At 46.0% G+C, this 19,484-nt stretch carries 21 protein-coding genes and 1 tRNA gene; 7 read left to right on the forward strand and 15 right to left on the reverse strand.

Annotation, left to right across the window (positions count from 1 at the left end; genetic code table 11):
- Window positions 1–6: 6 nt before the first annotated feature.
- From Q9R36_RS04470 to Q9R36_RS04490, 5 genes are all read right to left on the reverse strand, one after another.
- Window positions 7–960, reverse strand: a complete 954-nt coding sequence (locus tag Q9R36_RS04470; RefSeq protein ID WP_311224585.1) for an ABC transporter permease — start codon at window positions 958–960, stop codon at window positions 7–9.
- Window positions 960–1,892 carry an ABC transporter permease gene (locus tag Q9R36_RS04475; protein WP_148975870.1) on the reverse strand — a complete coding sequence of 311 codons (933 nt, stop codon included), beginning with the start codon at window positions 1,890–1,892 and terminating at the stop codon, window positions 960–962. The genes Q9R36_RS04470 and Q9R36_RS04475 overlap by 1 nt, the downstream gene beginning before the upstream one ends.
- A 12-nt stretch (window positions 1,893–1,904) precedes the next feature.
- Window positions 1,905–2,729 carry a M55 family metallopeptidase gene (locus tag Q9R36_RS04480; protein WP_257990321.1) on the reverse strand — a complete coding sequence of 275 codons (825 nt, stop codon included), beginning with the start codon at window positions 2,727–2,729 and terminating at the stop codon, window positions 1,905–1,907.
- 164 nt (window positions 2,730–2,893) lie between these two features.
- Complete coding sequence (locus tag Q9R36_RS04485) at window positions 2,894–3,223, reverse strand: DUF3870 domain-containing protein (protein WP_022543622.1); 330 nt, start codon at window positions 3,221–3,223, stop codon at window positions 2,894–2,896.
- Window positions 3,224–3,414: 191 nt separating this feature from the next.
- Window positions 3,415–4,005, reverse strand: a complete 591-nt coding sequence (locus Q9R36_RS04490; protein WP_022543621.1) for a molybdopterin-dependent oxidoreductase — start codon at window positions 4,003–4,005, stop codon at window positions 3,415–3,417.
- 247 nt (window positions 4,006–4,252) lie between these two features.
- Here Q9R36_RS04490 and Q9R36_RS04495 point away from each other — a divergent pair, with 247 nt between their 5' ends.
- Entirely contained in the window at window positions 4,253–5,272 is a 1,020-nt protein-coding gene (locus Q9R36_RS04495; protein ID WP_009794162.1) for an LLM class flavin-dependent oxidoreductase, read from the forward strand.
- 103 nt (window positions 5,273–5,375) lie between these two features.
- Here Q9R36_RS04495 and Q9R36_RS04500 read toward each other — a convergent pair.
- From Q9R36_RS04500 to Q9R36_RS04510, 3 genes are all read right to left on the reverse strand, one after another.
- A tRNA-Val gene (locus tag Q9R36_RS04500) sits at window positions 5,376–5,447 on the reverse strand.
- A 182-nt stretch (window positions 5,448–5,629) separates the two neighbouring features.
- A complete protein-coding gene (locus Q9R36_RS04505; protein WP_022543620.1) occupies window positions 5,630–6,334 on the reverse strand; it encodes a hypothetical protein in 705 nt (234 codons plus the stop codon).
- Window positions 6,331–7,158: an ATP-binding cassette domain-containing protein gene (locus Q9R36_RS04510; protein WP_311224586.1), complete on the reverse strand. Its 828-nt coding sequence runs from the start codon at window positions 7,156–7,158 to the stop codon at window positions 6,331–6,333. Before Q9R36_RS04510 ends, Q9R36_RS04505 begins: the two co-directional genes overlap by 4 nt.
- 171 nt (window positions 7,159–7,329) lie before the next feature.
- Here Q9R36_RS04510 and Q9R36_RS04515 point away from each other — a divergent pair, with 171 nt between their 5' ends.
- Window positions 7,330–7,554 (forward strand): hypothetical protein, encoded by a 225-nt coding sequence (locus Q9R36_RS04515; RefSeq protein WP_009794159.1) that lies wholly within the window; start codon window positions 7,330–7,332, stop codon window positions 7,552–7,554.
- 171 nt (window positions 7,555–7,725) lie between these two features.
- Here the strand turns inward: Q9R36_RS04515 and Q9R36_RS04520 are convergent, their stop codons facing one another.
- The 3 genes from Q9R36_RS04520 to Q9R36_RS04530 all read right to left on the reverse strand — a co-directional run bounded on the left by Q9R36_RS04520 (window position 7,726) and on the right by Q9R36_RS04530 (window position 11,379).
- Window positions 7,726–9,687: a TRAP transporter permease gene (locus tag Q9R36_RS04520; protein ID WP_311224587.1), complete on the reverse strand. Its 1,962-nt coding sequence runs from the start codon at window positions 9,685–9,687 to the stop codon at window positions 7,726–7,728.
- Window positions 9,677–10,207, reverse strand: a complete 531-nt coding sequence (locus Q9R36_RS04525; protein ID WP_311224588.1) for a DUF1850 domain-containing protein — start codon at window positions 10,205–10,207, stop codon at window positions 9,677–9,679. Before Q9R36_RS04525 ends, Q9R36_RS04520 begins: the two co-directional genes overlap by 11 nt.
- A 173-nt stretch (window positions 10,208–10,380) precedes the next feature.
- A complete protein-coding gene (locus Q9R36_RS04530; RefSeq protein ID WP_009794156.1) occupies window positions 10,381–11,379 on the reverse strand; it encodes a TAXI family TRAP transporter solute-binding subunit in 999 nt (332 codons plus the stop codon).
- A gap of 314 nt (window positions 11,380–11,693) precedes the next feature.
- Between Q9R36_RS04530 and Q9R36_RS04535 the strand changes: the two genes are divergently transcribed.
- The 4 genes from Q9R36_RS04535 (at window position 11,694) to Q9R36_RS04550 (ending at window position 14,410) form a co-directional block, all read left to right on the forward strand.
- Window positions 11,694–12,416 carry an alpha/beta hydrolase gene (locus Q9R36_RS04535; protein WP_094768213.1) on the forward strand — a complete coding sequence of 241 codons (723 nt, stop codon included), beginning with the start codon at window positions 11,694–11,696 and terminating at the stop codon, window positions 12,414–12,416.
- A gap of 251 nt (window positions 12,417–12,667) precedes the next feature.
- Window positions 12,668–13,186 carry a YjcG family protein gene (locus tag Q9R36_RS04540; RefSeq protein ID WP_022543619.1) on the forward strand — a complete coding sequence of 173 codons (519 nt, stop codon included), beginning with the start codon at window positions 12,668–12,670 and terminating at the stop codon, window positions 13,184–13,186.
- Between the two features lie 3 nt (window positions 13,187–13,189).
- Window positions 13,190–13,615, forward strand: coding sequence for a GNAT family N-acetyltransferase (locus Q9R36_RS04545; protein ID WP_009794153.1), 426 nt, complete (start codon window positions 13,190–13,192; stop codon window positions 13,613–13,615).
- Between the two features lie 120 nt (window positions 13,616–13,735).
- Complete coding sequence (locus Q9R36_RS04550) at window positions 13,736–14,410, forward strand: DUF421 domain-containing protein (protein ID WP_009794152.1); 675 nt, start codon at window positions 13,736–13,738, stop codon at window positions 14,408–14,410.
- A gap of 22 nt (window positions 14,411–14,432) precedes the next feature.
- Here the strand turns inward: Q9R36_RS04550 and Q9R36_RS04555 are convergent, their stop codons facing one another.
- Window positions 14,433–14,714, reverse strand: a complete 282-nt coding sequence (locus Q9R36_RS04555; protein ID WP_022543618.1) for a hypothetical protein — start codon at window positions 14,712–14,714, stop codon at window positions 14,433–14,435.
- Between the two features lie 248 nt (window positions 14,715–14,962).
- On the opposite strand from Q9R36_RS04555, the gene Q9R36_RS04560 reads away from it, so the two are divergent.
- Window positions 14,963–17,248 (forward strand): UvrD-helicase domain-containing protein, encoded by a 2,286-nt coding sequence (locus Q9R36_RS04560; protein ID WP_311224589.1) that lies wholly within the window; start codon window positions 14,963–14,965, stop codon window positions 17,246–17,248.
- 55 nt (window positions 17,249–17,303) lie between these two features.
- Here Q9R36_RS04560 and spoVIF read toward each other — a convergent pair whose 3' ends face one another.
- The 3 genes from spoVIF to Q9R36_RS04575 all read right to left on the reverse strand — a co-directional run bounded on the left by spoVIF (window position 17,304) and on the right by Q9R36_RS04575 (window position 19,426).
- Window positions 17,304–17,558, reverse strand: coding sequence for a sporulation-specific transcription regulator SpoVIF (gene spoVIF, locus Q9R36_RS04565; RefSeq protein ID WP_009794149.1), 255 nt, complete (start codon window positions 17,556–17,558; stop codon window positions 17,304–17,306).
- Between the two features lie 105 nt (window positions 17,559–17,663).
- Window positions 17,664–18,635 (reverse strand): quinone oxidoreductase family protein, encoded by a 972-nt coding sequence (locus Q9R36_RS04570; RefSeq protein WP_311224590.1) that lies wholly within the window; start codon window positions 18,633–18,635, stop codon window positions 17,664–17,666.
- An 11-nt stretch (window positions 18,636–18,646) separates the two neighbouring features.
- Window positions 18,647–19,426 (reverse strand): enoyl-CoA hydratase/isomerase family protein, encoded by a 780-nt coding sequence (locus Q9R36_RS04575; protein ID WP_009794147.1) that lies wholly within the window; start codon window positions 19,424–19,426, stop codon window positions 18,647–18,649.
- Window positions 19,427–19,484 lie beyond the last annotated feature (58 nt).

Raw genomic sequence — 19,484 nt, forward strand, 5'->3', positions numbered from 1 at the left:
CATGGCTTACCTCCTCAGCTTTGGATCCAGTGCATCCTGCAGGCCGTCCCCAAGAACATTAAAAGCAAACATCGTCATTGAGATGAAAAAGGCAGGAAAGAACAGCCTCCACCAATGGCCGGAAAGGATAGTAGACAGCCCGTCATTGGCCATTACTCCCCAGCTGGCAAACGGTGCCTGGATTCCCAGGCCAAGAAAGCTCAGAAATGCTTCTGCAAATATGGCCGAAGGCACAGTCAGCGTCAGCTGAACGATGATCGGGCCCATCGTATTCGGCAGGAGATTCTTCCTGATGATCCTCGATGTCTTTGTTCCAAAGGTCTTTGATGCCAGTATAAATTCATAATTTTTGATTTGCATAACCTGGCCCCTGACAATCCGGGCCATTCCTATCCAGCCTGTAACTGACAAGGCTACAATGATGGTCGTCAGGCCTGGGCCCATAACGACTGCGAGCAGGATGACAACCAGCAGGTATGGCAGGCCGTACAGGACTTCAATAATCCTCATCATCAGGTTATCGGCCCTGCCTCCTTTATAGCCGGCAATGCCTCCGTAGATGACACCAATCATAAAGTCCAGCAGCGCCGCAATCACCGCTACGAACAGTGAGACCCTGGCACCATACCAGGTTCTTGTAAACACATCCCGCCCCAATTCATCCGTGCCGAACCAGTGGCTGGAGGATGGCGGGAGATTCTGATCGGTCAGCTTGGAGCTTTCAACCGAATGCGGTGAAATGAACGGCCCAAAAATAGCCATAAAGAGCAGAAAGATGAGAAATATGAGTCCGGCCATTGCCAGCTTGTTGCGCGACAGCCGCCTCCACGAATCCTGCCAGTAGGAAAGGCTTGGCCTGACTACCGCCTCTGCTTCCCCCTCCTCTTTTGATCGGGGTGTAAACCACTCATCAGGAATTTCCGGAGAAACGCTGCGCTCCTGCTGTTTTCGCAATTCCATTATCGTCCCTCCCTTTTACTCAGCTTAATGCGGGGATCCAGTACACCATAGGCGAAATCTACCAGAAACAGCATGAAGATAAGTACAGCGCTGTAAAAAACGGTCGTCCCCATAATGACGGGATAGTCCCTGTTGCCGATGCTTTCAATAAAATACTTGCCCATTCCCGGTATTGCAAAGATCTTCTCGATGACAAAGGTGCCGGTCAATATGCTCGCTGCCATGGTGCCAAGCACAGTTACAACAGGGAGCAATGCGTTTCTCAGGGCATGTTTGAAGACTATTTTTACCGGGGTCAGCCCCTTGGCTTTGGCCGTTCTGATATAATCCTGGGTCAGCACCTCGAGCATGCTTGCCCTTGTCAGCCTTGCAATGATTGCCATCGGGCCGGTTGCAAGAGCCAATGTCGGCAGGATCATATGCCTCCAGCTGGTCCATGTAGCTGCGGGAAGCAGGTCCCAATTGACAGCAACCTGCTGGATCAAAAGCGTTGCCAGAACAAAGTTGGGAACTGATATGCCGAGCACGGCAATGGTCATCGCCAGATAGTCAATGAACCCGTTGTGTCTGAGTGCTGCGATGATGCCAAGCACGATCCCTGAAAAGACTGCCAGGAGCAATGTCCACATCCCCAGCTCAAATGACACCGGGAAGCCTCTGCTCAGCATATCATTGACTGTCTGGGATGACTTTTTGATAGAAGGTCCGAAATCAAGTGTTACAAGCGACTTCAGGTAAGTTGCGTATTGGACAGGAAGCGGTTCATCCAGGTGGTAATAGGCCTCCAGGTTCTTCTGGACAGCTTCACTCGTTGCCCTTTCTTCGTTGAATGGAGAACCAGGTATGCTGTGCATCAGGAAAAAGGTTAGCGTGATGATCAGCCACAGTGTAACAAGCATTGATAACAGCCTTTTGAGTATATAACTATTCATGCCGGCCACTTCCTAACAAAATGCCGTTCTCATGGCCAGCTCGGTCATGACCAGCATAGCCTGGTAAGCTTCCAGGATATTTTTTGCCTGGAACCGGACGGTTGTGGTTCCTTTTTCAATTTCCGTACCAGGCATAAGCCCTGCCCATTCCGCCTGGCCGTAGTTTGCAAATTCAATCCGCAGGAGAGGAGCATCCGGCGGAGCAAGCGGTTTGACCTTTTCCCTGTTTTCCAGGGCAGCGGCAGTTTTTTCCTTCAAAAGCATCCCAGCCTTTGCAGGTGTGAGCGTTTTTACTGCGGAACGGGAAATCGTCTGTTTCACAACAGCTGTCGTCACATTCGGAATAAGCTCTTCAGCTTCCCTGGCCGCCCGGTCATCGCCTGCAACCATAATCACCGGGACGCCAAAATGGCCTGCCACATATGCGTTAAATCCCAGCTCCCCGACTGCTGTGTCATTTATGTACATATTCCGGACACCGAATATCATTGTATGAGACATAACACCTTCCATGGATGCCCTTGCATGATAGCCCGCGAATATGGCGCCTGAGAATTCAGAATTCAGTCCCTGGACCATGCTGTAAGGCTTCACGTCCCCTGTGATCAGCTGGGTTTCCGGGTGCATCCTCTCAACAAGAAGATTATTCATTTTGGAATGGCTGTCATTCACCAGCACCTCAGAAGCACCCCGGTCAAATGCTTCTGAAACAATAAAATTAGCTTCGTCTGTCATAATGATCCGGCTTCTCTCATAATTGTGCCTGGAAGAATCAACATGGGTATAATCAGACAGCCCGGTTATGCCTTCCATATCGACCGATAGATATATTTTCATAGACTCTCCACACTTTCAAATATTTTGAATTTTCTTACTATTATAGCGGATGAATTACTATATTTCAATAGCGTTATGAATAGAACTTAGGCTATTAAAAAAATCCAGCTGCCAGAGAGAGTCTCTAACAGCTGGATTTTATCTGGGTTCAGCAGAAAAAGCAGCTATACATTTAAATTTATTCCGGCTATTTGCTTGTACTTTATGCTGGCATTCTTAAAAGCAACCATCAGCGCTTTCTGGGAAGAACCAAAATACCGCGCTTCTATTTCAGAAAGGATGCCTTCTTCCTCCAGCATGGATTTCCCTGCAAACAATGACTTAACAAACAGGGAAGTCAGCCCAATTGTTGAAGAGCATTCTGCATCTTCAATCTTATGTGTGTCCCTGTCAATGACGAGTGCAATGAAAAAACCATTGTATTTCTGCATGATCGGATTATTGGAGGATGTCTTGCTGTCTCCAATAATATACACTGTGCTGTCCTGATACATATTGCCCTCCTGCGGCGCGGGGATATTATATGAGGCATTTATGCGGGAACATAAATATTCATTATAATGCACACGCCCTTATGGAAATTGTAATATAACAGAGACTGCTTTGACAATTATTTTTATGGATTTTTCTAAATTTTTTATCTATTCAAGCTTCAATAGTTATTAGAAAGGACCAAAAAGTCCCTTCATCTGTATCTTTCCTCCTTAAACGGATCGGCGGTCATGGAGTAGCCAAGCTCCTCCCAGAAGCCTTCTTCATCGTCTTTCATAAAACGGATGCCGGATACCCATTTTGAGCCTTTCCACAAATAGAAAGAGGCTGGAGGTATGAATCTCAGCGGGTAGCCATGCTTAGGGGATATTTCCTGCCATTCATGGTTTTCATCCTTCCATCTGTATACAAACAGGGCGTCATTGCCTAGAAGGTCCCCCAGAGGCAGGTTTGCAGAGTAGCCAAAACGGTCCCCGTTATAATACCCGTATATCTTTATATATTTGACATCTTCCTTGATATTGACCAGCTGCAGCAGTTCCCTTAAAGCGATGCCTTCAAACCTGGTCCCAAACTTGGACCAGGTAGTCACACAATGCATATCAATGCTGGACACCGTTTTTGGCAGCATCATCATTTCAGCATATGACAGGGAAACCTCCTCTTCTACCTCTCCAAAGAGCCTGAAATCCCAAGAAGCTTCATCAAATTCATAAACATCGCCCTGGTGGAGAACAGGCCATTTTTCAGTTTCAAATTGCCCTGGCGGCAGCACCCGCTTCACTGTCATCATCCTTTACAATTATATTTTCATTAAGAATAACCTTTGCAGCTTCCTCCCGCAAGAAATCCCCTTTACCAATCACTTTTTCAGGCAGTCCTCCCCGCAAATACCCAATGGGATATAAGCCTGGCCAGCGGGATTTTTCCGGTTTAAATCATAATATTTTGAGAGACTAATTACTGCTGATAAAATAGACATGAGCTGATGAACTGCAGCAGCCGCCATTCCAGAAGAAAGAAGTGACAATATGTCTGAGAATAAAAAGTTAAGCGATATTAAATATTCTGTACTTGATCTTTCACCTATCAATGAAGGCAGTACAGCAGCGGTTTCATTGAAGAATACTCTGGACCTCGCACAGCATGCCGAAAAATGGGGCTATACGCGCTATTGGCTTGCAGAGCATCATAATATGGCAGGGATCGCCAGCTCTGCTACTTCTGTTGTGATCGGACATGTCGCCGGGGGAACCTCTAGCATCAGGGTTGGTTCCGGCGGGATTATGCTTCCGAACCATGCACCGCTTGTCATTGCAGAGCAGTTCGGTACATTGGAATCTCTTTATCCGGGCAGAATCGACCTTGGTCTCGGGCGTGCGCCGGGCACTGACCAGCTAACAGCACATGCATTGCGCAGGGACCGCGGAAACGATGGACAGGATTTCCCTGAACAGCTTGAAGAACTCCGGGAGTATTTTGAAGCAGAGTCGCCGGCTGAAAGGAAAAGAGTAAGAGCCATTCCAGGCGAAGGCTTGAATATACCGATCTGGCTTTTGGGCTCAAGCGGCTTCAGCGCCAGGCTCTCTGCCCAGCTGGGACTGCCTTTTGCGTTTGCCAGCCACTTCTCTCCTGATAATACCCTGCCTGCCCTTCAGCTTTACCGAAGCCATTTTACGCCATCAGATGAACTATCTGAGCCTTATGCAATGGTAGGGGTCAATGTGATTGCCGCTGATACACAGGAAGAAGCTGAAAGGCTCGCCACTAGCATGCAGCAGCAGTTCCTTAATTTGATCCGCAATACACCAGGTGCCCTGAAGCCGCCTGTCGACAACATGGATGAACTATGGAGTGAATACGAAAAGGCTCTGCTGCAGCAGCAGCTTGGCTCATCCATTATTGGCGATGCAGAAACGGTGCAGAAGAAGCTGCAGGAATTCCTGGACAAAACTCAGGCTAATGAATTCATGGTCAACGCCCAAATTTATGATCACAAAGCCCGCTTGCGGTCATTTGAAATTGTTAGTGAGATCATGAAAAAACAGTAAACAAAAAGGGCTGCCGATAAATCTCGGCAGCCCTTTTTTGCTTCTATACTAAATATCATCAAAAAAAGATGCGTGGCATTATACTGCCACGCATCCTTCAGTATGATCTGAGAGGGATTCGAACCCCCGACCCCTTCCCTGTCAAGGAAGTATTCTCCCGCTGAACTATCAGATCGTGTCTTAACTACATATTTAATTATATTCATTTTCGGGGCAAAGTCAATACTATTTCAGATATTTTTTCGTTTTAATATATTTTTTATTTTGCGGTTTGGAGAACGTCTCCATTGCCTAAAGAGGCATGTGACAGTTCCCCTTAACCAATTTGTTAAATATGAATCCTCACCCGATGTCCATTCACGCTTCCTTTTTTAAAAATAAACGAACCCCCGCAGCAGCTGCTGCCAAACAGTAAGCCACTATAATCAGACTGTCTTTTAGCAATGGTGCCAGTTTAGCCGCAATGTCCCCCTGGCTTAGATAACTCAGCGCCCTCATGACAGGGGGCAGCAGCCAGAGGAACCAGGAAGCTCCCTTCCACTCATCTGCGGCTGATTCTGCTGCTAATGAAGCTGTAAGTATGAGAACAGCGGCCAGCCAGGCATACCTTTTATCCGCGTTCAGTCCGCCAGAGAAAAGCATTGATACAAGCAGGCCCAGAATCGCCAGCATAATATGGGCATAGAAAGCCAGCAGGTAAAAAGAAATCTCCATTTCCAATCTAAAGCTTCCTGTGATCACAGGAAAGTAGATAGCAAATATCATGAGCGGCAGGGAGGAGACAAACACAGCAGCCGCCTTGCCAGCAAGGTATTTCTTTTTGCTGCCCAGGTGTGACATAAGGATAAACTTTTCCTGTTCCTGATCCAAGGAAAAGAAAAGCATGCCCAGCCAGGCTGTACACAAATATAAAGCAATCGATGAGACCGCGTAGCTGCTAAGGACGGGTGCCCCTTCGTAGGTGTACAATACGAAAATCCAGACCAGGTAAACAGTATACGGAGGCAGGAATCTGTAAGATCTGATTACACTTCTGAGCTGATACTGAAGGAAAGCCATCAAAGCGCTCCCCCCCTTTCTATCACTTCAACAATTGAACAGCCAGAATCAAGAAGGCTTTTTAGAAGGACGTCTGATGCCGAAGCTGCTTCTTTAAGAATAAACAGGTTATGGTCCAATTGGCTATACTGAACAGCTGGCAACTCTTTTAGGATAGAAATATGCGGGACTAGGGCTTTTATGTATTTTACGGCTTCTGCAACATTATTAACATCAGATACAACAGAACCATTTTCCAATTCAATCACCCTGTCCGCCGCCTCTCTGACAAGGAAGTTTTCATGAGCAGTAAAAGCAATGGCCATTTTTCCTTTAAGGCCTGGAAGGTACCTGAGGAATGCCTGCTGGGCTTCCTCGTCCAGACCGGTCAATGGCTCATCCAGGAGGAGAACATCCGGCTGCAGCAGAAGGGCCTGGATAATCCCAGCCTTCTGCATCGTTCCCTTAGAACAATTCTTCAAGGGAGTTTCCAGAAACCCTTCTGCATTGAATAACTCAGCATAATATTCAATCTCTTCCTCAAGCTCTGACTTCGTTCGGCCTCCCATTCTTCCTGCAGACAAAAGAAACTCTCTCATCCTGAACCGATTTTGATCAGGGAAATGTTCAGGAACAAACCCGATCTTCTTGGTCCTCCTTTTTACGCTTCCGGCAGTAGGTTCAAAAAATCCTGCCATCAGTTTCAATAAGGTGCTTTTCCCGGAGCCATTGTGCCCGATTATAGCTGCCCGTTCTCCCTCATCCAGCTTTAAATTGATATTAGTGAGAATCATCTTCCCTTTTATGTTTTTCTCTGCCTCAATTAATTCAATCATATGCTTATTCATAGCAATCCCCTAGTCGATTTTCTTTAAAGCAAGCACCGATATATCAAGTGACTCTAAAATGTAAAAAAATGAAAAAAGTTAAGCCTCTTACTTGAAAAAGAACATTTGTTCGCATATAATAAAAATACAAGAAATGAAAGCCCTAAGATGGCTTAATGGGAGGAAAACTAAATGAAAGGCATTTTATACAGATCAATGGAAAAAAATATGGCTATACAGGTAATCTATCTTTCAGCCAAGAACAAGCTGACACAAAGGAAGATTTTAGTAAAGGATATAAATGGGACTACCGTTCTTGCCTATTGCTTCACAAGAAGGCAAATGAGAATCTTCAAGCTCGAAAACATTCTTTCGCTCATGCCGGAAAAAGAGCAGACATACCGTAAAATCAGCTAATTTCAATATTTGTATTGGGATTAGCTCTTCTGCTTTGGCCACCTATATTTCGCCTCCGCCCCACTCGATTTGCAATCAAGCTATGTTAATATTCAAAAATCTTTCTCCACATCCATATTATCACAATTTTAATCATTCAAAAAAGGAGCCCGATTGGACTCCCTTTGTAATTCAGCCTGCAGTCTGCGGCTTTAGTGAATCATCCCTTTTAATAACGAACTGAAGGATGATAAGAGCTGCAAATGAAACAAGGCCGATTATATCTGTTAAAGTTTCTGGATAGATGAGGCATAAACCACCAACAATGCCGATTATGCGTTCAAACCACATTAATCTTCTGAACCAGTAGCCGATTACCCCTGCCCCAATTGCCATCATTCCTGCCAAAGCGGTAAAGACCACCCAAATCAGATAATACCAAGTAGTATCTATCATTAGTAATTCAGGTGACAGAACGAACATATATGGAATGATGAAGGCCGCGATTGCCAGCTTCGCCGAATTGACGCCTGTCTTGATTGGCTCTCCTCCGGAAACCCCTGCAGCAGCAAAAGCTGCAAGCGCAACAGGCGGTGTGATATCGGCAATGATGCCAAAATAAAAAACAAACAAGTGAGCCGATAAATCAGGCACGCCAAGCAAAATGATGGCCGGTGCCGCAATCGTAGACGTGATAACATAGTTCGCAGTTGTCGGTGAACCCATTCCCAGAACGATTGCAGCCACCATGGTCAGCATAAGCGTCGGTATTAAAGCACCGCCGGCCAGATCAAGCAGTCCATTTGCCAGCTTCAGCCCCAGCCCTGTCTTGGTTACCACCCCGACGATAATGCCGGCAGCTGCGGTTGCAGCGGCTACACCAAGGGCAGTTCTTGCACCGTCAACGAGCGCGTCAATAGCATCTTTAAAATTAATCCTGGTTTCTTTTTTGATAGCGCTGACTGCTATTGTAATGAGGATAGACCAGAGAGCGGCCCTAATTACACTCATACCGCTCATAAGCAGGACGACCACTGCCAGGATAGGCAGCAGCAGATAGATTTTGCTCAGCACTTCTTTGCGGTTTGGCATTTCTTCTTTCTTCAGGCCCCTGAGCCCTATTCTTTTCGCTTCAAAGTGGGTCATGATCCATATCCCCGTGAAATAAAGAAGGGCAGGAATCGCTGCTGCTTTGGCAATATCCCAGTAGGTGATGCCTCCGCCAATGAATTCGACCATCAGGAAGGCCGCAGCCCCCATGATTGGCGGCATCAGCTGTCCGCCTGTAGAAGCTGCTGCCTCAACGGCTCCGGCAAATTCCTTCTTGTATCCAAGCTTTTTCATCATCGGGATTGTAAAAGAACCTGAAGTTACCACATTGGCAACTGAGCTCCCGCTGATCGTACCCTGAAGTGCACTGGAGAAGATCGCTACCTTCGCAGGCCCGCCTGTCCTTTTTCCGGCAATGCTGACAGCCAGATCATTGAAATATTGCCCCACACCCGTTTTTACCAGGAACGACCCGAACAGCAGGAACAGGAAAATGAAGGTGGCAGAAACTCCGAGGGGCGTACCCAATATCCCTTCGGTTGTAAAGAACATCGTCTGCACCAGCCTTTGGAGATCCAAGCCTCTGTGCGCAAGGAATCCGGGCATATAAGGACCGTATAAGGCATACGCAAGAAAAAGGGCAGCAATGATGGTTATAGGAAGCCCGACTGCCCTCCTGGTTGCCTCAAGGACAAGGATGATTGCTGTAAGTCCAATATAAAAATCAAGATCAGTCAAACGGCCGACCCTCATAACGATTTCATCAATCATAAGCGGCCAGTATGCCCCTACTGCAACCGCAGCAATGGCAAGGATTAAATCATACCAAGCTACCTTATGCTTTTTCCCCCTGTCCTTTTTCCTCGCCGGGAAAAGAAGAAAAATAAGCGCAAGTGCAAATCCCAAGTGGATGGAACGCTGTAGCTGCGCTGTCAATACACCGAATATTCCAGTGTAAAGCTGAAATAGGGAGAAGGACAGCAAGCCTAAAAAGACAATCCATCCCAGCACTCCCTTCAGCTTTCGCGTCCCCGCTTCGGGATCATATTTTTCGAGCAGCTCCTGCTGCTGTTCCTGAGTCAGTGTTTCTCCTTTATTGCTCAAGGATATTCACTCCTTCCAACTGCTGGTAAATGTTTATTTTATCAATTGTAAATCTTACCCATGTTCCCGGCTCGATAAAACCTGCCATAGGATACTCGGTTCCGTAATATATAATTCTATGATTTGCCCTGACCTTGCCTGTCCGCATATCAAAATGAGGGAATACTCTATTCATATTCCGGATATAGTATTTCCCGTCCTTTTGTTCAAATACCTCACCTGCGGAAGCGTTGTCAGGCATGCCGATGGCAAAATCTTCATACATAAGCTCGTATTGCCGGATCTTCAAATCCTTTGTTGGTTTATAGCTCTCTACCACATCTGAAAGATGGATTGAATGGGTATATTTTATTTTAAAAATTTCTTCCTCGGTGAAAGGGATATAGGCAAGCACTTTGCCTGTATTTTGGTATTGAATTACAAGTGCTTTTTTGTAAGGGATAAAGATAATAATTGCAATGGCAGCAATTAAGAGGGGAAGCAGCAATAATGCTCTCTTCAATCTAGTTCGTTTTTTCATCAGGACCCCCTGTTAGAAAATGGGATGAAGGCCAACACCTTCACCTGGCCCATCTCTCATTGGGCTAAGGCTGACTTAAACTTCAGGTCCTCTTAAAGAGAATTGACCGGCGCGGTAACCTGTTCAGGTTTGCGGCGCCGGCCAGGGTGAAGCCATTTAGAAAAATCAGCAGACTATTCGGCTTTTACGCCTTTTTCGTCAAAATACTTCTGAGCTCCCGGGTGCACATCGATGCCTACCCCATTAAGAGCACTTTCAGCTGTAATCAATTTGCCTTTTGCGTGTGTGATCTTGTCTGTGTTTTCAAAGATAGCCTTAGTAATGTCGTAAACCGTATCTTCAGACAGGTCATTTGCCACGACAAGCATCGCCTGTACAGCAACAGTTGCTACTGCATCAGAGAGTCCGTAAGTTCCAGATGGGACTTCATCCTGGATATAATAAGGGTACTTCTCAATCAGAGCATCAATTTTGTCTTGTTCGATAGGAACAATGACAACTTCTTCAGTTGCTGAAAGACCTTCAACAGCACCAGTAGGAGTTCCGGCAGTTACGAAAGCCGCATCGATAGTTCCATCCTGGATACCTGCAGTAGACTCGTCAAAAGAAAGATCCTGCTTGTCGATGTCATCAAATGTCATCCCATGCACTTCAAGGATCTGTTCTGCATTCGGGTTCGTGCCTGAACCTGGAGCACCGACAGAAACCTTCTTGCCTTTCAAATCCTCAACAGATTTGATGCCGGATTTAGCTGTAGTGACGATTTGAATCGTTTCAGGATAAAGCGTTCCGATAGCGCTGACATTGTCAACAGCAGAACCTTCAAACATCAGCTTTCCATCTTTTGCATATGAGGCAATATCAGTTTGTGAAAAAGCAATTTCAGCATTTCCATCCTTAAGCGTATTCATGTTCTCGGCAGAAGCGCCTGATGTTTCAGCATTGGCCTGGATGCCGGTTTCATCGGAAATGATATCCGCAAATGCGCCTCCAAGCGGGAAGTATGTACCGCCGGTTCCACCGGTAACGATGCTGAGGAATTTAGGCTTTTCTGATCCGCCTTCCCCTCCATTGTCTGAACCGCCTTCATCTGAATTGCCGCCGCAGGCAGCAAGAATCATAGAAAGCGCCAGCAGCAATGCTGCTGAAAGTAGAAAACTTTTTCTTTTCATAGAATTTCCCCCTCTGTTTTTATTTAGAATTTCTCAAGTTTATTTTAACATAAACTTTTGCACAATTGTCAATTACCATCCCTTGGTCGGTCCTAAAACCAATAGTGGGGCGGTTATGCCGGCAAGGAAAACTGTCTTTGCCTTCAATGTTGAAGAGTTATTAATATTAATGGATTAAAATTGGATTTATTATCCAATGATAACATATTACTGCAATAGGCTGAACCAATAAGGTGCACAGATTGGGCAATTCTTAAATTCTTATGTTAGAATTCCTTTTAAAAGGCTTACAAAGCTGTTAATGGAGGTCTGGAATGGAAATTCAAAAAGGAACGATAAAAGAAATCTCTTTTCAGAGCAGGGAGCTGGGAGAAGAGCTGGATATACTTATCTATCTTCCTCCCTCTTATTCTCCTCTTTATAAATATTCCCTTCTCATTGCCCAGGATGGAAAGGATTATTTCCAAATGGGACGGGCAGGACGGGCAGCGGACGAGCTCCTTCACAAAAGAGAAATAGAAAACGTTATCATTGTGGGCATCCCTTATAAAAATGTGCATGACCGCAGAAGCAAATATCATCCGGAGGGAGATAAACACAGGGCGTACATACGATTCCTGGCACATGAGCTCGTGCCTTACCTTGATGCAGAATTCCCTACTTACCAAATGGGGCAGGGCCGCATTTTGGCCGGAGACTCACTTGGCGCTTCAGTCTCGCTCCTGGCTTCGCTGGAATACCCGCATACATTCGGGAAAACAATCCTTCAATCTCCTTATGTGGACGAAAGCATCCTTAAAGCTGCCCGGAGCTTTCCAACCCCCGGCCTGCTGAATATCTATCATGTAATCGGCACGCAAGAGACAGAAGTAAAAACGACTAAAGGAGAAATAGAAGACTTCCTTACACCAAATAGAAGTCTCTCATCCATATTATCTGAGAGAGGTTTTCAATATTTCTACGACGAATTCGAAGGCAATCATACCTGGAAATACTGGCAGCCGGACTTTAAAAGAGCTTTGAAGCACATGCTTTAAGAAAAGCGGAGGCGACTGTTCTATCGAGGAACGCGGACTAAGTACGCCGCGTCCTGGCAACGCCCTCAAGCACAAGACGCATTAGCAAAAAAGGCGTCCTCAGCCTTCAATCCTAAGACATTTTATTGATTTTCAAAAACAATCGGCCTTAAAAAAGCACCTGTTATATCATTGAAGTCGGAAAATTTGTTATAATAGATAAACAAATCTTATATATGTGCTTATCATTTTTATCAATGGAGGTATTCAGGATGAAATATGGAATAGTTATATTTCCTGCAAAGAAACTTCAAGATCTGGCCAATTCCTATCGGAAGCGCTATGATCCGCATTATGCTCTCATTCCGCCGCACTTGACACTGAAAGGTGCTTTTGAGGCAACTGATGAGCAGGCTGAATCGCTTTCCGAAAAGCTTCATAAAGCAGCTGAGAATGCTAGGCCTTTTAATATGAAGGTCAATAAGTTCAGCTCTTTTCAACCGGTCAACAACGTGATTTACCTTAAGGTTGAACCAGATGATTACCTGGATGCACTCCACACGGAAATCAATCAAATATTTCCCGGGGGCGAAAATCAGGAATATGCATTTGTTCCCCATATTACAGTCGGGCAAAAGCTCTCGGATGACGAGCATTCCGATGTCTTCGGCTCACTCCGCATGGAGCGTGTCAACTATGAGGAAACAATCGACCGCTTCCATCTGCTCTATCAGCTGGAAAACGGTTCTTGGACAGTATATGAAACATTTCGTTTTGGAAAGGAATTTTAAATCGTGATCGTAAAAAAAGCAGTTGAACAGCAAGAGATTGAAGATGTATATAATATCAGGCGAATCGTCTTTATAGACGAACAGCAGGTCCCAGAAGAAGAAGAGTATGATGAGTTCGAAAAGGAAGCCGTCCATATCATTCTCTACGATGACAGCCACCTTCCGGCAGCAGCCGGAAGGTACAGAGTCGTAGATGGGGTCGGGAAGGCTGAAAGGATCTGCGTCCTTAAAGATTCCCGCAAAATTGGGGCTGGCAAGGCTGTCATGGATAAAATCGAAGAGCTTGCCAGAGAGCAGGAACTTCCTGCTGTTAAGCTGAATGCCCAGACACAGGCCATCCCTTTTTACAGCAAACTGGGCTATGAAGTGGTCTCTGAGGAATTTATGGATGCTGGCATCCCTCACCGCACAATGAAAAAGTACTTATAAAAACCCGGGCGCCCTTATTTCAGGGCGCCTTTCCTATTGAAAAATACTTTTCCCAGTCAATAATTTCCTCCATGTCCGTACATACTATGAAAATAATAAGGACGAAAAGGAGTTATAGCCATGGAATATCTGCATATTTTCGCAGAGCTGGTTGTGGGTTTTGCCGCCCTTTTTTTAATCACTAAGTTCCTGGGCAAAACACAGATCACCCAAATCACAACATTTGACTTTGTTTCAGCCCTTGTTTTGGGAGAACTGGTGGGAAATGCATTATTTGATAAGGAGATCGGCCTGGGGCAAATCCTGTTTGCCGTCTTCTTATGGGGAGTATTGATTTATTTCACTGAGTATTTGACACAGAGATATAAAAGAATGCGCCGTTTTTTAGAGGGAGAACCATCGATCGTCATTAAAAAGGGGAAGATTGTATACGACTCTTTAAAGAAGAATCACCTTGACATCAATCAGCTGCAGCATCTATTGAGGTCCAAGGATATTTTTTCAATACGCGAATGCGAGTATGCGATACTTGAAACAGATGGGACAGTAAGCGTGCTTAAGAAACCGGAATACAGCTCCCCTGCAGCCAAGGATTTCAAAATCCAGCTGCAGCCGGAAGAGCTTCCAGTCACCCTGGTGCTTGACGGTGAAATTGTCACCGATAATCTGCATATGATCCATTGGGATGAAAGCAGGCTTCAAACCGAACTGAAGGGATGGGGAGCTAAAACGGTCAAAGATGTGCTTTACGCTGAATGGAAAAAGGGAGAGCCCCTGCATGTGCAGACCTTCTAGGCTCTCCCTTTCTTTACGTCCCTTAAATTGATTCGCTGAATAGTGTCCCTTTACCTGTCATGTCCCCGTACACTCTTTCAACAGTCCGTTCATTTACCTTCCTCGCCGGCTTTTCCTCCGAGTATCGGGTCTCAGCAGGACGCGAAAATTGAAACAGCTGCTCCGGCTGGAACCATTGTGTGTCATTTTCCACTCTGTTCACCCTTGAAACTGGATAAAGCCGGAACGGATCCTGCTTTTTATCCAAGTCCCTCACAGCATACTGATTGTATTGATAATGATTGAAAGGCACGATATACCCCATTGTCCATTCCTCCATTTCAAGGTCTTTTCCAGACTTTGCCGAAAATGTATATTTTCCTTCCTATACCCCTTGGCCCGCGTGATAAACTGAGGAAACTCCTTTTTTTAAATCACTTGTTTTGTTATGATAGACTTCGCCGGCTTCGGCATGTTTACGGGTATAAAATATTTATTTTTTCCAGGTGGAAACCCAGGTTTATGGGTATTCAATACATAATAGATGAACTAGAAAAACGGGGATGACTTTTCATGAAAACTGCTGTTTACCGGCAACAGACTATTAATATAGATAACTACAGCCGCGAAGAATTCCAAAAAATCTATGATGAAGGAAAGAAGGGCAATCTTTTCTGTCCTGCCTGCGGAGAGCGGGTGAGGATGTACTTGGGGATACAGGCTTCCCCCCACTTCTACCATCTTCACTCCAATGCTGAATGCCAGGATGCAGAGGAGACATTGAACGAGGTGAAAAAAGAGCCGGTTGAAGCGGAAATCTCCGCCGGCGGGTTCAGGCTGCCTAAATCGAGGACGATCACTGCTGAGACAATGCCTCCTCCTGTGTTCCAGGAAGCTTCATTTGTAAAAACAGGTGCCCCTTTCCAGTCTATGCCTCTTAAAAACAAAGCTGCCAGCGGATACCTGAAGGATCTCGCAGACAATGGATTCCAACTGGATGCTGCACAATCTGCTGCTGTATCTCATATCGACGGACCCCTGCTTGTTCTGGCCGGGGCAGGCAGCGGAAAGACGAGGGTTTTAACCACCCGTACTGCTTATATGCTCCAAGAGCTGAGAATAGACCCAAAATCCATCATGCTGGTTACTTTCACAGCTAAAGCTGCTGCTGAAATGAAAAGAAGGCTGATTGACTATCCAGGCATAAAGTCTGCCCAGGCACAGCAGCTCCTTGCCGGCACCTTCCACAGTATTTTTTACCGCATCCTCTCCTTTCATGACAGAGAAGGATGGAACTCTCAAAAGCTGCTAAAAAAAGAATGGCAGCGGGAGCAGATTTTAAAAGGGGCTGCAAAAGAGCTGAAAATCGATGAAAAGGACTTTGCTTTCGATCTGGCTCTGCAGAAAATCGGTTTCTGGAAGAACTCTCTTATTCTTCCACAGGACACAAAACCTGCAACTGATTGGGACAAAACGGTTACAGAATTATACAGGCTCTATGAAGAATATAAAGAGATTCACAGGCTCTTCGATTTTGATGATATGCTTCTTGGCTGTTACCGTCTTTTCCAGGAGCATCCCCATATTCTGGAGTCTTATCAAAACCGCTTTCACTATTTCCTTATTGATGAATTCCAGGATATCAATAAAGTCCAGTATGAGCTGATTAAGATGCTTTCCGCAAAAAGTAATAATGTTTGTGCAGTCGGAGATGATGATCAGTCTATTTATGCGTTCCGGGGAAGCGACCCTCGGTATCTGCTCGAATTTGATAAAGATTTCCCGGCTGCCAGCATCGTTGTGCTTGATCAGAACTACCGTTCCGCACATGAAATCGTGTCTGCGGCCAACAGCATCATTGTCAAAAACAAGCAGCGGCGCGACAAAAAGATGAAAGCCCAGTATTCAAAAGCAAGGAAGCCTCTCCTCTTTTTCCCGCTTGATGAGGAAGAAGAAGCGACGATGATCGTGACCGATATCCAGGAGAAGATTTCCCAGGGCGGAAGTCCAGGGGAATTTGCGGTATTATTCAGGACCCACGCAGGGATGAGGGCCATTTTTGAAAGGCTGGCCAATTCCAGCCTGCCATTCAGGATTGACCAGGATGCTGAATCATTTTACGATCGTTATTTAGTGAGGACCCTCCTGGCTTTCTTAAAATTGGCTCTTGATGAGGATAGCCAGGAATCCATCAAAAATATCCTCCCTGCGCTCTTCCTGAAGCAATCTGTACTGCAGGACTTGAAAGCAGAAAGCATACTGACCGACAGGACTCTTCTCGAGTGCCTTGCTGATGTGAAAACAGGATTTGCTTTTCAGGAGAAAAAGCTGGCAAGGGCTGTCCCATCGATTCGTTCCATCAAGTCGAAGAGTCCTGCAGCTGCCATTGATATGATAGAAAAAGAACTCGGATTCAATGACTTTCTTAAAAAACGCGGGCTGGAAGGCTCCAGTATGGAAAAAGGCTCAGATGATATTCGCGATTTAAAGGTTGCTGCCAACAATTTTGAGAGCATAGCAGAATTTCTTGAGCATGCCGAGCATATGCGCGCCATGAATAAAGAAATGAAAAAGCCCGGCAATATAAGGGACAATAGCATAACACTCAGTACGATTCACCGCTCAAAAGGCCTTGAATATAAGACTGTTTATATTATCGGGGCTGTTGACGGGAGCATCCCCCATGACTTCGCCCTTGAAGCTTACAGGAATGGGGACCCTGACCCGATGGAAGAGGAAAGAAGGCTATTATATGTAGCGGTTACACGGGCACAGGAGGAGCTGTTCATATCTGTCCCGCAGAAAAGGCGGGGCAAAAAGGCGAGGCCTTCCAGGTTTCTTGCACCGGTAAGGAGCTAAAATGGCATAAGAAGGCAAAGAAGGACTTGGCACGCTCCAAGTCCTTTTCTGCAGATTATTTTTTATTGATCATCTGGCTGATTGTATTGAAATCCAGCTGTTTGCCGTCCGCGACGATGGATTGTACAATTTTATCTTCTGTTGCTTTTGGGACCGGCTTGTTGGCAATTTGGGATACCCTGCGGATTACGCTGCGGACAGTTTTTTCATCCTTGAAATTTGCATTCTGCAAAGAATTCGCCAGCTCCAGAATATCTTTCATATTAACGCCTGTTTTCTTCTCGATATTTTTAAAGAATCCATTATCCATGCTGAATTCAAGCCTCCTTCTTAAACTACTTTATATAGTATGAAGGAGGGCTGAAAAGGTGAAATGAATAAGAAGAAAAGCCTAAAAATTTGCCTTCAGCAGGTTTTAAGGCGTTAAAATCAGTTTGCCGCTCGTTTTCCTCCCCTGCATCTGTTCATGAACAAATGGAGCTTCCTCCAGGGGATAAATTCCGCCGACCGTCAGCTTCAATTTACCTTCTGCCAGGTAGCCGAGCAGTTCCTTCATGCTTGAATGAAGAAGCTCCGGCATTTTCATGATTTGCGGGAGGAAGAATCCAATCACAGACTGGTTCCGTGCCATCAGTGAGGATGGGTACATTCTGTATTGCTCTCCGCTTGCCACGCCATAGACGACAACCCTTCCAAACGGTGCGAGACACTTCATGGTTTTAGCGAAAACCTCTCCCCCGGCCATTTCAAGTGCCAGATCGGCCCCCTTGCCCTCTGTTGCTTCCCTTACTTTCTCCTCCCATCCGCTTTCTGTATAGTCCACCAGAACGTCAGCCCCCATATCCCCGGCCAGTCTGAGTTTTTGCTCTGAGCTGGCTGTCGCGATAATCTTTCCAGCGCCAAATATCCTGGCAAGCTGGACTGCCAGTGTTCCCACACCTCCAGCAGCTGCATGGACAAGAACATTTTCTCCTTTTTGAAGCCTCCCCATTGTCTTTAAAATGTGATAAGCGCTCAGTCCCTGGAGGGGCAGTGCCGCTGCCTCATGGAAGTCAAGTCCTTCCGGAATGGGAATGAGCCCCCTGCTGTCGACAATGGCAAATTCCGAATATCCGCCGGATTCTATCAGTGCCACTACCCTGGTGCCCGGCACTATATCCGCCTTTTCTCCAACTGCCTTGACCACTCCAGCCACTTCCGCACCAGGAATGAAGGGGAGGGGGGTTTTTACTACATACTGGCCCTCTCTCCTTGCTGTATCGGCATAGTTAACGCCAATCGAGCGGATTTGAATCAGCACCTCATGTCCTCTTGGCTCTGGAACGTCCATTTCAACAAGCTTCAGGACATCAGGTCCTCCATATTCCTTTAACTGAATTGCCTTCATATAAGTTCCCCTCACTTTCCCTGGAATTGCGGCTTCCGTTTTTCTTTGAATGCTGCAATTCCCTCTAAATGATCTTCTGTTCCGGCCATCATCGTCTGGATAAGGCGTTCTTGTTCCAATACCCCCTCAAGTGTAGAGGCATGGGCGCCATCAATCAGCTTCTTCATCATCCCATATGCTTTGACAGGTCCTGATGCCAGCTTTTCTGCCACAGCCAACGCTTCTTCTCTCAGCTCCGTGCCAGGTACAATTCTGCTGACAATCCCCATCTGCAGCAGCCTGTCCGCAGGTATCGCTTCAGCCGTAAAGAAAAACTCCTTTGCAAGATGAGGCCCGATCAGCCGCGGCAGGAAAAATGATCCCCCTCCATCTGAAATTAGCCCCACTTGTGAAAAACTCATCGCAAAGCGGCTGTCATCTGCAGCAATGATCAAATCACATGCGAGTGCGAGATTGAAGCCAGCTCCTGCTGCGAATCCATGAACAGCAGCAATGACAGGCTTGCTGGCGGCTTTTATGCTTAAAATGCACTCATTGAGTTTCCCGATATGTTCATAGATTTCTGCCGGACCTGCCTGCCCCATTGTTTTTACGTCTCCGCCTGCAGAGAAAGATCTGCCTGCGCCGGATAAGACAATTGCTTTAATATCCTCATCCTGATCAGCCTGGCGGAATGCTTTAGTCAGGCCGGTAATCATTTCACTGCTGAAAGCATTCAGGCTGTCCGGTCTGTTCAGCGTTAAAAGCAGAACACTGGCTTTTTTTTCAGAAAGCAGGTGCTGATTATCCATATTCTCTCCCCCAATCGGTTATATAAGGTTTGGACATGAGAAAACCTCAATCGGCATG

The sequence above is a fragment of the Bacillus sp. AG4(2022) genome, from assembly GCF_031844465.1.
GTDB lineage: Bacteria > Bacillota > Bacilli > Bacillales > Cytobacillaceae > Bacillus_AB > Bacillus_AB infantis.

Bases quoted from the DNA above. Each gene is read 5' to 3' on its own strand.
- Q9R36_RS04470 (WP_311224585.1), bottom strand. From the start codon at position 960: ATGGAATTGCGAAAACAGCAGGAGCGCAGCGTTTCTCCGGAAATTCCT.
- Q9R36_RS04475 (WP_148975870.1), bottom strand. From the start codon at position 1,892: ATGAATAGTTATATACTCAAAAGGCTGTTATCAATGCTTGTTACACTG.
- Q9R36_RS04480 (WP_257990321.1), bottom strand. From the start codon at position 2,729: ATGAAAATATATCTATCGGTCGATATGGAAGGCATAACCGGGCTGTCT.
- Q9R36_RS04485 (WP_022543622.1), bottom strand. From the start codon at position 3,223: ATGTATCAGGACAGCACAGTGTATATTATTGGAGACAGCAAGACATCC.
- Q9R36_RS04495 (WP_009794162.1), top strand. From the start codon at position 4,253: ATGTCTGAGAATAAAAAGTTAAGCGATATTAAATATTCTGTACTTGAT.
- Q9R36_RS04510 (WP_311224586.1), bottom strand. From the start codon at position 7,158: ATGAATAAGCATATGATTGAATTAATTGAGGCAGAGAAAAACATAAAA.
- Q9R36_RS04515 (WP_009794159.1), top strand. From the start codon at position 7,330: ATGAAAGGCATTTTATACAGATCAATGGAAAAAAATATGGCTATACAG.
- Q9R36_RS04525 (WP_311224588.1), bottom strand. From the start codon at position 10,207: ATGAAAAAACGAACTAGATTGAAGAGAGCATTATTGCTGCTTCCCCTC.
- Q9R36_RS04530 (WP_009794156.1), bottom strand. From the start codon at position 11,379: ATGAAAAGAAAAAGTTTTCTACTTTCAGCAGCATTGCTGCTGGCGCTT.
- Q9R36_RS04535 (WP_094768213.1), top strand. From the start codon at position 11,694: ATGGAAATTCAAAAAGGAACGATAAAAGAAATCTCTTTTCAGAGCAGG.
- Q9R36_RS04540 (WP_022543619.1), top strand. From the start codon at position 12,668: ATGAAATATGGAATAGTTATATTTCCTGCAAAGAAACTTCAAGATCTG.
- Q9R36_RS04550 (WP_009794152.1), top strand. From the start codon at position 13,736: ATGGAATATCTGCATATTTTCGCAGAGCTGGTTGTGGGTTTTGCCGCC.
- Q9R36_RS04555 (WP_022543618.1), bottom strand. From the start codon at position 14,714: ATGGGGTATATCGTGCCTTTCAATCATTATCAATACAATCAGTATGCT.
- Q9R36_RS04560 (WP_311224589.1), top strand. From the start codon at position 14,963: ATGAAAACTGCTGTTTACCGGCAACAGACTATTAATATAGATAACTAC.
- spoVIF (WP_009794149.1), bottom strand. From the start codon at position 17,558: ATGGATAATGGATTCTTTAAAAATATCGAGAAGAAAACAGGCGTTAAT.
- Q9R36_RS04570 (WP_311224590.1), bottom strand. From the start codon at position 18,635: ATGAAGGCAATTCAGTTAAAGGAATATGGAGGACCTGATGTCCTGAAG.
- Q9R36_RS04575 (WP_009794147.1), bottom strand. From the start codon at position 19,426: ATGGATAATCAGCACCTGCTTTCTGAAAAAAAAGCCAGTGTTCTGCTT.